We start from the raw sequence: 12,695 nt of genomic DNA, 5'->3' as shown, positions 1-12,695 counted from the left end.
TAAGCGTAGGGAGGCCGCCATCCATTAAGATGGAATAAGCGGCAATTATTTTTATACGTTTACAGCAGAGGTATTATTTTTAGTGGTAACCGGATCCGCTTGAGCGTTGTTTTTCTTCCGTTGGCTGATTTCCTCAATAATAAAAGCAAAACGCGTTTCATTGAGTTTATAAAATAAACCCATCGTGAATGCAGCGATAATAGCCAGCCCGCAAGGCCACAGAAAAATAAGCTGACGCAGGCCAAGCAGGGTGGCATCGCTCTGGGTTATGTTGGGAATATAACCGATTTGCGTCAGCATGATGCCTGGCAGGAAGCCCGCGAGCGCAGCGGAAATTTTGCGAGAAAAGGTATAACCCGTATACACCGAACCTTCCGCGCGGATCCCCGTTTTCCATTCGCCATAATCGACCGTATCCGGAACCAACGCCCAGTTCAGGCTGTTGACGAATGCTGTCCCGAAGAAGGCCATACAGGAGAATGTTACGAACAAAAATGACGTACTGCCCCAGAAAAAGTTCAGAACATCACCGACAGCCCATAATGCCAAACCGCCGAGATAAACCTGCTTTTTACCGAAGCGTTTCACAGTCGCGGGAACCAACAGTACGCCGACCAGAATGCATCCCATGCTGAAAAAACCCATCCACGACAGCAGATGAATATCATTGAGCACGTACTGGGTGTAATACACCTGGATTGCCAGTTTGATGTTGAATGCGGCCAGTGTACACAGGTTGGCGACACACAGCACCAGCAGCGGGGGATTACGGAAAATGGCACAGAATGATTTGAGAATGCTGGGCTTATGGTGATCTGGCACGATTTCGATATAACGTTCTTTCACACCGCTAAAGCACCACCACATGCTGAACAGCCCGCAGACTGAAAAGAGCAATGCGGCAATCAGATAACCCAATGAGGGGGAACTGACAAACAGCGCCTGAATCGGCATAAAGCCAACGGTACACAATAGCAGGCCCATGGTTGCACCGCCCTGACGCCAGGCGGCGAGCTGAGCGCGTTCATGTGGGTTTTTCGTGATAGCAGGCACCATCGCGCCGTAGGAGCAGTTCATCAGGCTATAGAACAGACCAAACAGCATAAACAGCACCGTCGCCAGCCCGGTTTTCACCGTGAGCGTAAAATCTGTTGCTAAAAACTGCGCGCTGGCAACGATTGCGACAGGGAATGACGCATATAAAATAAAGGGTCTGAATTTTCCTTTTGTGCCAATATTTCGCCTGGAGTCCAGCAATACACCGGTCAGCATATCGGTAAAGGCGGTGAAGAACTTCGCCACCAGAAAGATAATCCCACCGTAATATGCAGGCATCCCTAGTTCATCGGTATAAAATTTAAGCAGATACAGCGTGCCGATACACAGCATCAAATTTGAGCCGAAGTCACCCACTCCGTAGGCGAATTTTTCACGCAGGCTCAGTTTTAGCGTTAGCGGATCATGAAAAGACATAATCGCTCCTCAATAGCGCCCCGTAGAGCGCTATTCATTATTATCAAACGGGTTGTTTACGTGCTTCTATCTCTTCAACGATGCGGACATACATCTTTTCGTTGAGATTGTAGAAACAGCCCATTGCCACGATGGTGATAACTGCCAGGGCACACGGATAAATAAAGATAAGCTGCCGCAAACCTTCGACCGTGCTCGCAGATTGCACCACGTTGGGGACGTAGCCGATTTGCGTCAGCATCCAGCCAGGGAAGAAGCCTGCCAGCGCCTGTGAAACTTTACGGAAGAAGGTGAAGCCAGTGTATACCGTGCCTTCAGAGCGTACGCCGGTACGCCATTCGCCATATTCCACCGTATCGGAGACCAGCGCCCAGTTCAGACTATTAACGAAGGCTGAGCCGAAGAACGCCAGACAAGAGAAGGCGACAAAGCTGACTGAGCCACCGCCAAGGAAGTAGTTAAGCAGATCGCCCGCTTGACGTTAAATGCGCCCAGCGTACAAAGGTTGGCAATGCACAGAATAAATAGCGGGCGGTTACCGGCGATGGCGCGGAAGGATTGCAGCAATCCCGGTTTTTGCGCGGCATCCACGGGTTTCACTTCCACGTAGCGTTCTTTTACACCGGCATAGCACAACCACATGAATAACAGGCCAAACAGCGAAAACAACGTGGCTGCGAAAATATAAGCCAGCTGTGAATTGCCTTCGATCAGGTTCATTACCGGTACAAAGCCGACGGTGCACAGCAGCAGCCCGAGAGTTGCGCCTCCTTGTCGCCAGGCGGCCAGCGACGCGCGTTCGTCCGGGTTTTTCGTGATTGCAGGCACCATCGCGCCGTAAGAGCAGTTCATCATGCTGAAGAACAGCCCGTACAGCATAAACAGCACCGTTGCCATGACCGTTTTACCGGTGACTTCAAACGGTGTACCGACAAAGTTGGCAATCGCCAGCAAGGTAACCGGAAATGCGGCATAAAGGACGAATGGACGGAATTTTCCTTTCGGGCCGATTTTGCGGCGCGAATCGAGCATAATCCCGGTGCCCATATCGGTAAACGCGGTAAAAAACTTGGCGATAAGGAAAATGATACCGCCATAAGTTCCCGGTAAACCAAGGACATCAGTATAAAACTTGAGTAAATAGAGCGTACCAATGTCCAGCAGGATATTGGAGCCTAAATCACCCATCCCATAGGCGAGTTTTTCTTTGAACGGCAAGCGTAGGGTTGCCGGATTAGAGGAAGTCTGACTCATTATTATTCTCCATGTGCCCGCGAGTTGCCCCGCGGGCGAGCCGTGTTAGATGTTGCGTAAAGTGGCAAACAGTGATGCCCATTCACTCTTCGCGCGATAAAACACCGGAGGCTGGCCAATAGGCGCATCCACGGTAATTTCACCCCCCTGGTAAGTTTCCCCGGTCCAGACGTTGATCCAGCTATCCTCTGGCAGATACAGCGTCCAGTCGCTGCGTCCCTGTTCGTGAACTGGCGCTACCAGCAAATCTTGTCCCAGCAGGTACTGATACTTCAGGGTGTAAGTACGCGCATCGTCTTCGTAATGCAGGAACAGCGGGCGCATCACCGGCAGACCGGTGGCGCTGTTTTGCGCGACGGCCTGTTTGAGATACGGCTTCAGGGTGGTGAAGACGGTGGTCATGCGGGCAAAGTGGGCAATGGTTTCTACATCGCCATCAAACTGCCAGTTATCGCCCGGGCGGTTACCTTCATGGGTGCGCATCATCGGGGTGAAGGCGCTGAAATCACACCAGCGTAGCAACAGCTCTTTGCTGCGTTTCATGTCAAACAACGTGGTGTAACCACCGATATCGCTGTGGTGCAGACCGTGGCCGGTCATCGCCAGCGACAGCGCGGCAGGAACGACCGAGGCCAGACCATCGTCGAGGCTCCAGTCAACGTTCTGATCGCCCGCCCACATCATGGTGGAGTATTTCTGGCTGCCGGTGTAGCCCGCACGCATAAAGAACAGGATCTCGCCGAGCTTGCCGGTCTCCTGTAGCGCTTCGTAGTTACATTTCGCCCACAGTGCGGGCCACGCGTTATGCATAATTTCGGCGCTGACGCCGTTGTGCAGGTAAGTGTCGGTTGGCAGGTATTCGCCAAAGTCGGCCATCCAGCCGCCGCAGCCCAGCGCGATCATGTTCTTTTTGATCACTTCTTTGAACCTGCCGTAAGCTTCGGGGTTGGTCAGATCGACTACGCCGCCATAAAACTCGCCGAACTCAACCAGATAGTCATCGCCAGAAGCATCTTTCGCCAGATAACCGTGTTTGGCTGCTTCAGCGCAGAGATCTTTGTCGCTGGCGACGTACGGGTTGATATAGGAGAGGAACTGCACGCCTTCTTCTTTCCACTGCTTAATACGACTGTCCAGTTGCGGGTAGTTGTCGCTGTTCCATTTCCAGTTCCACATCACGCGTTTACCAAAGGAGGTCATGCGGATCCCGGACCAGTCCTGTGCCCAGATGCCGTTAACTTTCACGCCAGCGTTACGCATGGTGTCCAGTTTGTTCTGGCAAATCTCAGTCCCGCCCTGAATGCCCAGCGTGACGCCGTCGTAAATCCAGTCCGGCAGCTCCGGCTGGCGGCCTAACAATGCGGTTAATTTCTCCAGCAGGGAGATGTACGTGTCAGCGCACTCAAAGCGCAGGGTGGTTTTATCCTCCCACAACGCCAGTTCGTGATACTCCGGCGCGCTGAAGTCGAAATTCATATAGCAGCTGTTATCAACGTGGCAATAATACTTCTGCGTACTGACAAAGGTGGGTTGTGGGAAGAAGGTCCAGTAGTAGTCACCGCCAGCATTTTCTTTGCAGTCGGCCTGCCAGGTGACATAGCTTTTTTTGTTGCGGCCCACGCCCTGTTCGCTGGTCCACAGTGGGAATGGCTTACCGCGCAAATCGAAATAAGAGAACTGTTCGCCGCAGCCGTAAATATGGTCGTCTGGGTTAGCGGCCAGACGCAGCCAGATACGGTTATGGCTGCGTTCCTCGTTATGAAGGTCGAGCTTCAAACGACCCTGTTCATCGGTAGAGATGTGCAGCGTGGCGTTGATAGTATTACCGCGGCTGAAATCTACCCGCCAGCCTTCAGGAGACTCGCTTACCGTGGCGTCGGTCAGGGCAATCTTCTCATTGAGCTTGTCTTTAATGCTGAAGTTACCGCGGAACATATCAATGTCGGCAACGCCAGCGCCAATCCACAGGCAAGGGGTCTCTGCGCTGTGACGTAAGATCGGGCGCTGGTGGTACGTCAGTGTAAATCCATTTTGTAACGTCGTCAGTTCTAATGCGGTGGACCGTTGTTGTAGCGAATTCATTTTCGTCTCCGTAAAAATAGGGTATTTCGGTAATTTGTCGGAAATCTGTTATTCACTGCCGATTAAAAAATGCATTTGATGCGTTTCTCCGGGCGCGAGATGAATCAGGCTAATCCCGGAGTTAAAGGCGTCGGGCGGGCAGGTCATCGGTTCTACCGCCAGGCCGCGGCGTGCTAATTTTTCGCCGGTATACACCTGCAGCCAGGGCTGGTGGCTGCGCAGGTATGTGGATATCTTTTGTGTTGGGCAGGTCAGTCTGACTTCCCACTCAGCCTCAGGCTGCAAGCTCCTGAATGTATGATCGAGAGTGGTTTGCGCGATTAAGCGCGGCGTTGTGAAATTGCGTTCATCACACATTTCTGCACTCATCGGGAGCGTTAATTCGCAGCTATCGATGGGTTGCAAATTGCAGGTCAGGTAGGGATGTGCTCCCGCGCCATACGGTGCAGTTTCATCGCCCACATTCTGGGTACGAATTAAGACGTGCAGTCCGCGGGGAGCATCCAGCCGGTAAATCACCTCTGAATACAGCGCGAAGGGATAACCATAAGAAGGCGGTAGAAAAATCGTCAGCGACACTTCCGTGTTCGACAGTTGGTTAATCTGCCAGTCGCGCCAGGCCAGTAATCCATGAATGGCGGTATGCGAAACAGGGTCGTTAACGGCAAGCTGATAGGTCTTGCCGTTATGTTGATAGCAGCCGTCTGCAACGCGGTTTGGCCAGGGAATTAACACTTTTCCCAAATGCGCCAGCGGCATCTCTTCCGGCTTATGTGGAATAACGACGTGACGCCCACGGTGCGTCAATTCTGCTAACCCAGCGCCAACCGTGACGATTTTCGCCTGGTAATGGCCAGCCTGAAGATGAAGGGTTTTTCCACCGCTATGCATGACTGCTCACCTCGTGACTTATTTGGCGTTGATGTCCAGCAGACCGGCTGCCACCGCCGGAGCAAGACCCGGAGCCAGCGGCAAACGTGGGATCACGAGGCAGTGCAGCAGATGGTAAATATCCTGCTTACCGTCCCAGACTTTGGTAGTTACCTTGTTATCGGTATCCAGCTCCTGCCACCATGAACCGGTCTCGTAGTCCATCAGATACGTGATGCAGTAATCCCACCACTTCTGATACCAGGCTTCGTACTGGCTGTCGCCAGTGAGGGTGTAGAGGGCGTAAGCGGTGCCCATGGCCTCGACTATCGGCCAACGCACTCTTTCACGCACGATGGGTTTTCCGTCCCAGTCCACCGAGTAGACAAAGCCGTCTGCGCCGTCCGGCGCCCAGGCATCGCGGATAGTGGCGTGGAACAGACCCTTGGCATCTTCCAGCAACCAGGCGGGAGGCGTTTCAAAGCGGGCCTCCAGCGCGGCATGCAGATGCAACATCAGGCGGCCCCATTCGATCCAGTGGCCCGGCGTGCCGCCGTAGGCGCGGAAACGATGCGCTGGATTATCTTTGTTGTAATCGCGGATTGGGTTCCACTGTGAATCGAAGTGTTCGTTGACGCGATACTCCCCGCTGCGAGCCACGTCGTGAATAATTACCGATGCGATACGTAGCGCGCGATCAAGCCATTTGCGGTCATGGGTAACGTCATAAACGATCAGGAAGGCTTCAACCGCGTGCATGTTGGCGTTGCCGCCGCGGTAATCTTCCGTCTGGCTGAAGGCTTCGTCCCAGGACTCCAGACACATCTGCTCATCTTCGCTCCAGAAGTACTTCTCAATCACTTCGATAGCGTCATCCAGCAATTGTCTGGCCTGTGGATGCCCGGTAGTGACCGCGCTGGCTGCACCAAGCAAGACGAAGAAATGCTGATAGCCCTGTTTGGAGGCATCCATCACGCCTTCGTCATTTACGCAGGCGTACCAGCCTCCGTAACGTGTGTCGCGTAGCGCGCCATTCAGCGCTTTAATTCCGTGATCGACTAGCTGATATGCGCCGGGGCGACCCATGGATGCGGCAACGGAGTAAACGTGCAGCATGCGGGCGGTGATCCACAGATGTGTTCCCATATCCGCTCTGACCTGACCACTATTTCCCAGCCAGCCAAAACCGGTAGGAACAGCAGCATTTTTACCAAAGTTAAAAATGCGGTCAGTTTCCTGCTCCAGCCAGCGATTGTGGCTTAAGGTGTTAAACCATTTCATGTTTTGATCCTCGATTAACGGCGGGCCATCATTTCGTCGACGATATCGCCCAGACGCTGCAACTTAGGTGCGGAAACGTCGCGCAGCATCAGTTCGGTGTCCGGCAGGCCAATAACTGATGACCAGACAGCACGCCCGGCCAGGAAGCCGGATGCGCCAGCGATCATCGCCACACTGACCGCGCGTGGGAACAATTTTTCATCCACACCAGAGGAGAGGATGACCCACGGCATGTTGATGTTTTCATGCAGACGCTGAGAGGCGCTGAGCAATTCCTGTTGGGTCCCTTTGCCGTACAGCGGCATCTCGACCTTGTAGAGATCGGCACCGCTATCGCCCAGCTCTTTCGCGGCATCGATAATGGCCTGTTCGCGATCGAACTTATCGCCACGACGCGGTGGACGAACAACCGGCTCAATGATGCTCAGCAGACCATTGGAATGGCATAGCTCATTGAATTCTTTGACCATATCCAGACGCTGCTGGGCATCTTCATCACTACGCCACAGCACCAGCAGTTTGAGAGCCTTGGCGCCATCTTGCTTCACGGCCTGTGGATTAATTTTTTTATCAATCACCACGCTATCGACCGGAATGCCATTACCCGGAATAAAGTCATCAGCGGCAACAATCATGGCGCAGCTTTTGGCAACCGCGTTTTGCTCTACGACCTGGCGGTAGCAGAACTGCTGATCGACCAGAATGGCGGATGCATAGGGAGAAAGGATCTTCGCCGCATTGACTTTGAAGTCGGTCAGCACGCTGTCATTGATCGGGGATTTTGCACCCGCTGCGGCAAACATTAAGCGCATGGCTTCGCGCTGATCGACCGCCAGCATGGCAAAACCGCCGGAAGCGCGGGTGATATCTTTCAGGGTGTACTTCGTCATTGTTCAGTCCTTACTTATCTGTGTGTTTATTTAGCCCGGCGGATGCGCGAATCTGTTCAAGAATTGCGGTCCAGTCTTCCCGGCCACGGCCAGCGGCGCGTGCCTGGTTATAGACTTCGCGGGAGGCGGCGCCGAGCGGCATCGGCACATGCAGAAGGTTTGCGACATCCAGCGCGATGCCAAGATCTTTGTGAGCTAAATCGATCATGAAGGCGGGAGAAAGATCGCCTTTCAGCACTTTGTTCGGCCAGGAGGTAGTGAAATGGCCTTTTCCGGCAGGGGTGCCGCTCATTACCTTCAGAGCCACATCGAAGGAGAGACCGAGCGCTTCGCACAACACGGCTGCTTCGGCTGAGAGGGCGTTCAGCGCGATACTCATGTAATTGTTGATGAGCTTCACGCGGATCCCCATGCCGGGCCCCCCTGCGTTGATCAGCTCATTCCCCATCGCCATCAGCACCGGTGTGGCGCGTTCCACCTGTTCTGGCGTTCCGCCCGCCAGCAGCAGCAGCGTTCCCGCGATGGCGTGATCGGAGGTGCGTCCAACCGGGCAATCCATCATGTCAAAGCCTTTGGCACGCATATCGGTAATCAGTTTGTCGGTTTGCAGCGGGTGAATGGTGGACATATCAATCACCAACGCCTGCGGGGAGAGGCTTTCGCAGATGCCCTGTTCGCCGAACAGTACGCTGCGCACCAGATCGCCGTTGGGGAGCATAGTGATGACAAATTCCGCCCCTTTTGCTGCCTGAGCCGGGCTGCTGGCAGGCTGTGCACCTTTTTCCACCAGGCGCTGAACGGCATCCGGGTTAACGTCAAAGACGCTGAGTTGATGGCCCAGCTTCAGCAAGTTGCTCGCCATGGGGGAACCCATCTGACCTAATCCGATAAATGCTATAACTGCCATAACGTTCTCCTGAGACGTGGATGTCATTTTTTGTCATTTAAGGTCGTTTGTTTTTGTCTGTTTTTGATCGTATTTGTAATTTATGGTCAAAAAATTGACAGCCGTCACTTTTTAAACATTTTGTGAAATTAAAATGATCCCATCTTGAAACGCCTAAGGAATGACCATGATTCGTATTGCTTGTGTAGGGATTGCCGTAATGGATCGCATCTATTACGTAGAGGGGTTACCGACTGAAGGGGGGAAATATGTGGCGAAGCGTTATACGGAAGTGGGCGGCGGGCCTGCGGCAACGGCCGCTGTGGCTGCAGCGAAACTGGGGGCGCAGGTGGATTTTATTGGCCGTGTGGGCGACGATGACACCGGAAATAGCCTGCTGGCGGAGCTGGAATCCTTGGGGGTGAATACCCGCTACACCCGACGCTACGTGGGGGCGCAATCCTCCCAATCGGCAATTCTGGTTGATGCACAAGGGGAACGAATTATCGTTAACTATCCCAGCCCAGATTTACTGCATGACGCTGACTGGCTCAATGAGATCGATTTTTCCCAGTGGGATGTGGTGTTGGCGGATGTTCGCTGGCACGAGGGGACTAAACAGGCGTTCACACTGGCACGCCGGGCGGGAGTCATGACGGTATTGGATGGCGATGTAACGCCGCAGGATATCCGTGAGCTGGTGACGTTAAGCGATCATGCTGCGTTCTCTGAACCAGGTCTGGCGCGTATGACCGGGATAAACGATCCACTGGTAGGACTGAAAAAAGCAAAAACGCTCACAAATGGACATGTCTATGTGACAAGGGGCAGTGACGGTTGCGACTGGATAGAAAATAATACTTTGCAGCATCAATCTGGTTTTACCGTTGACGTTGTTGACACCACCGGGGCCGGAGATGTTTTTCACGGTGCGATCGCATTCAGTCTGGCCAACGGAAATACTCCGGAAGACGCTGTCAGGTTCGCCAGTGGTGTTGCGGCGCTTAAATGCACGCGCCCGGGAGGACGAGCCGGAATCCCTGACTGTGATCAAACCCGATCTTTTCTGTCACTTTTTGTATAAAATGCCAGGGCAATGGTTTTTCGAGGAAATTTCATGAGTCTTACCGAACTGACCGGTAATCCGCGACACGATCAGCTACTGATGCTGATTAGCGAGCGCGGTTATATGAATATTGATGAGCTGGCCAGCCTGCTGGATGTGTCCACGCAGACCGTGCGTCGAGATATTCGTAAACTCAGCGAGCAGGGATTAATTACGCGTCATCATGGTGGCGCGGGCAGAGCCTCCAGCGTGGTGAATACGGCGTTCGAGCAGCGTGAAGTCTCGTGGACGGAAGAGAAAAAGGCCATCGCCGAAGCGGTGGCCGACTACATTCCTGATGGGTCAACGGTGTTTATTACTATTGGCACCACCGTTGAGCAGGTGGCGCGGGCGCTGTTAAACCATAATCATTTGCGCATTATCACCAACAGCCTGCGTGTGGCGCACATTCTGTATAACAATCCACGTTTTGAAGTTATGGTGCCAGGTGGAACGTTACGCCCGCATAACAGTGGCATTATCGGTCCTTCCGCCACGGCATTTGTCGCTGATTTTCGCGCTGATTACCTGGTAACCAGCGTGGGGGCGATCGAAAGCGATGGTGCGCTGCTGGAGTTTGATGTCAACGAGGCCAGCGTCGTGAAAACGATGATGGCCCATTCAAGGCATATTCTGCTGGCTGCGGATCATACGAAATACACGGCTTCTGCCGCGGTAGAGATTGGCAATGTGTCTCAGGTGACCGCGTTGTTTACCGATGAATACCCTGGTCCCGCATTGCATAATTTACTCCAGTCTCAGCAGGTGGAAATTGTGCAGGTGAGTCCGTCACAGGATGATGCTCAGGTCGGGTAATTCTCTCCAATGATGGCTCGATAAATTCGCAGCCATCATTCGCGCATAGTCAAACTTCTCCTTTCCCGCTACAGTTATTCATCCACGGCGAATAAGGAGAAGGGCATGCTCTATATCTTTGATTTGGGTAATGTGATTGTCGATATCGACTTCAATCGCGTGTTAGGCACATGGAGCGATCTGAGCCGTGTACCGCTAGCTTCGCTAAAGCAAAGTTTCAGTATGGGCGAGGCTTTTCACCAGCATGAGCGAGGTGAAATAACCGATGAAGCGTTTGCTGAGGCACTATGCCACGAGATGGCGCTGCCGCTAAGCTACGAGCAATTTTCCCACGGCTGGCAGGCGGTTTTTGTCGCGTTACGCCCAGAGGTTATCGATATCATGCACAAACTGCGGGAGCAGGGGCATCGGGTAGTCGTCTTGTCGAATACCAACCGTCTGCACACAACGTTTTGGCCGGATGAATACCCCGAGATCCGTCAGGCTGCTGACCATATTTATCTTTCCCAGGATTTGGGCATGCGTAAACCGGAAGCGCGGATTTACCAGCATGTCCTGCAGGCTGAAGGTTTTTCTGCGCACGATGCGGTCTTTTTTGACGATAACGCCGATAATATTGAAGGGGCTAACCGGTTAGGTATTACCAGTATCCAGGTCATCGATAAAGCGACCATTCCTGACTATTTCGCGAAGTTGTTATGCTAAAAAATGTTCAGCAACAAGCCAGGCATCATACGCGGCCCGTACGAGCCTGGCTGAAGCTGCTATGGCAGCGCATTGATGAGGACAACATGACGACGTTGGCAGGAAATCTTGCCTACGTTTCATTGCTTTCATTAGTACCGCTTATTGCCGTCGTTTTTGCGCTTTTCGCCGCATTTCCGATGTTTTCCGACGTCAGTATTCAGTTACGTCATTTTATTTTTGCGAACTTTATCCCGGCGACGGGAGACGTCATCCAACGTTATATCGAACAGTTTGTCGCCAACTCGAACAAAATGACCGCCGTCGGGGCATGTGGGCTGATTGTGACGGCGTTATTACTGATGTATTCCATTGATAACGCGCTGAATACTATCTGGCGTAGTAAGCGCACTCGGCCCAAAGTTTACTCTTTTGCCGTTTACTGGATGATTTTAACGCTGGGACCTCTACTGGCGGGGGCCAGCCTGGCGATCAGCTCTTATCTGTTGTCATTGCGCTGGGCCAGCGATCTCAACACGGTGATTGATAACATTCTGCGTATTTTCCCGCTGGTGCTTTCCTGGCTTTCATTCTGGCTGCTTTATAGCATCGTGCCGACCACGCGCGTACCTAACAGGGATGCGGTTATTGGCGCCTTTGTAGCCGCCGTATTGTTCGAGGCCGGAAAGAAAGGATTTGCGCTCTATATCACGATGTTCCCGTCTTATCAGCTCATTTACGGTGTTCTTGCGGTGATCCCCATTTTATTTGTCTGGGTGTACTGGACGTGGTGTATCGTCTTGCTAGGCGCGGAAATAACTGTCACTCTCGGGGAATACCGCAAACTTAAACAAGCCGCAGAACAAGAAGAAGCAGAGCAACCATGATTGCATTAATTCAGCGCGTAACCCGTGCCAGCGTCACCGTGGAGGGCGAGGTGACGGGTGAAATTGGCCCAGGACTTTTGGTCCTGTTAGGTGTCGAAAGGGATGATGACGAACAAAAAGCGAACCGCCTGTGCGAACGCGTACTCGGCTATCGAATCTTTAGCGATGCCGAAGGCAAAATGAACCTGAATGTGCAGCAGTCAGGCGGCAGCGTGCTGGTGGTCTCGCAATTTACGTTGGCGGCAGATACTGAGCGCGGTATGCGCCCGGGCTTTTCAAAAGGCGCCGCGCCCGATCGGGCAGAAGCGCTGTATGAGTACTTTGTTGAGCGTTGCCGCCAACAGGAAATGAATACGCAAACCGGTCGATTCGCTGCGGATATGCAGGTTTCGCTGGTTAATGATGGCCCCGTGACGTTCTGGTTACAAGTATGAACCAGCTACCGGTGTGGCCGCGGGCAACAAGAG

General features: G+C 53.1%; 11 protein-coding genes and 1 pseudogene. 5 read left to right on the top strand and 7 right to left on the bottom strand.

Features of this window, described 5'->3' with window-relative positions; genetic code table 11:
• Positions 1-51: 51 nt before the first annotated feature.
• The 7 genes and pseudogenes from AC534G_RS24620 to yihU all read right to left on the bottom strand — a co-directional run bounded on the left by AC534G_RS24620 (position 52) and on the right by yihU (position 8,757).
• Positions 52-1,473, bottom strand: coding sequence for an MFS transporter (locus tag AC534G_RS24620; protein WP_110496341.1), 1,422 nt, complete (start codon positions 1,471-1,473; stop codon positions 52-54).
• 43 nt (positions 1,474-1,516) lie between these two features.
• Positions 1,517-2,727: pseudogene (locus AC534G_RS24615) on the bottom strand (glycoside-pentoside-hexuronide (GPH):cation symporter).
• Positions 2,728-2,772: 45 nt separating this feature from the next.
• On the bottom strand, positions 2,773-4,809 hold the full coding sequence (locus AC534G_RS24610) for an alpha-glucosidase (protein WP_110496340.1): 2,037 nt from the start codon (positions 4,807-4,809) through the stop codon (positions 2,773-2,775).
• Positions 4,810-4,857: 48 nt separating this feature from the next.
• On the bottom strand, positions 4,858-5,700 hold the full coding sequence (locus AC534G_RS24605) for an aldose-1-epimerase (protein ID WP_069324894.1): 843 nt from the start codon (positions 5,698-5,700) through the stop codon (positions 4,858-4,860).
• Positions 5,701-5,718: 18 nt separating this feature from the next.
• Positions 5,719-6,960, bottom strand: coding sequence for a sulfoquinovose isomerase (gene yihS, locus AC534G_RS24600; RefSeq protein ID WP_016155169.1), 1,242 nt, complete (start codon positions 6,958-6,960; stop codon positions 5,719-5,721).
• 14 nt (positions 6,961-6,974) lie between these two features.
• A complete protein-coding gene (yihT, locus tag AC534G_RS24595; protein ID WP_110496338.1) occupies positions 6,975-7,850 on the bottom strand; it encodes a sulfofructosephosphate aldolase in 876 nt (291 codons plus the stop codon).
• Between the two features lie 10 nt (positions 7,851-7,860).
• Positions 7,861-8,757: a sulfolactaldehyde 3-reductase gene (yihU, locus tag AC534G_RS24590; protein WP_110496336.1), complete on the bottom strand. Its 897-nt coding sequence runs from the start codon at positions 8,755-8,757 to the stop codon at positions 7,861-7,863.
• A 166-nt stretch (positions 8,758-8,923) separates the two neighbouring features.
• On the opposite strand from yihU, the gene AC534G_RS24585 reads away from it, so the two are divergent.
• The 5 genes from AC534G_RS24585 (at position 8,924) to dtd (ending at position 12,662) form a co-directional block, all read left to right on the top strand.
• Entirely contained in the window at positions 8,924-9,820 is an 897-nt protein-coding gene (locus tag AC534G_RS24585) for a sugar kinase (protein WP_038635874.1), read from the top strand.
• 33 nt (positions 9,821-9,853) lie between these two features.
• The gene (locus tag AC534G_RS24580; RefSeq protein WP_038635877.1) at positions 9,854-10,657 is read left to right on the top strand and encodes a DeoR/GlpR family DNA-binding transcription regulator; all 804 of its coding nucleotides are present in this window, start codon (positions 9,854-9,856) and stop codon (positions 10,655-10,657) included.
• Positions 10,658-10,762: 105 nt separating this feature from the next.
• Positions 10,763-11,362 (top strand): glucose-1-phosphatase, encoded by a 600-nt coding sequence (gene yihX / locus AC534G_RS24575; protein WP_038635879.1) that lies wholly within the window; start codon positions 10,763-10,765, stop codon positions 11,360-11,362.
• Positions 11,356-12,228, top strand: a complete 873-nt coding sequence (locus tag AC534G_RS24570; RefSeq protein ID WP_110496334.1) for a virulence factor BrkB family protein — start codon at positions 11,356-11,358, stop codon at positions 12,226-12,228. The genes yihX and AC534G_RS24570 overlap by 7 nt, the downstream gene beginning before the upstream one ends.
• The gene (gene dtd, locus AC534G_RS24565) at positions 12,225-12,662 is read left to right on the top strand and encodes a D-aminoacyl-tRNA deacylase (protein ID WP_003825289.1); all 438 of its coding nucleotides are present in this window, start codon (positions 12,225-12,227) and stop codon (positions 12,660-12,662) included. Before AC534G_RS24570 ends, dtd begins: the two co-directional genes overlap by 4 nt.
• The last annotated feature ends 33 nt before the right edge of the window (positions 12,663-12,695 follow it).

The organism is Citrobacter sp. CRE-46 (assembly GCF_059615875.1).
The sequence above is the reverse complement of the archived record's forward strand: the minus strand, read 5'-3'. Positions and strand labels throughout refer to the sequence as shown.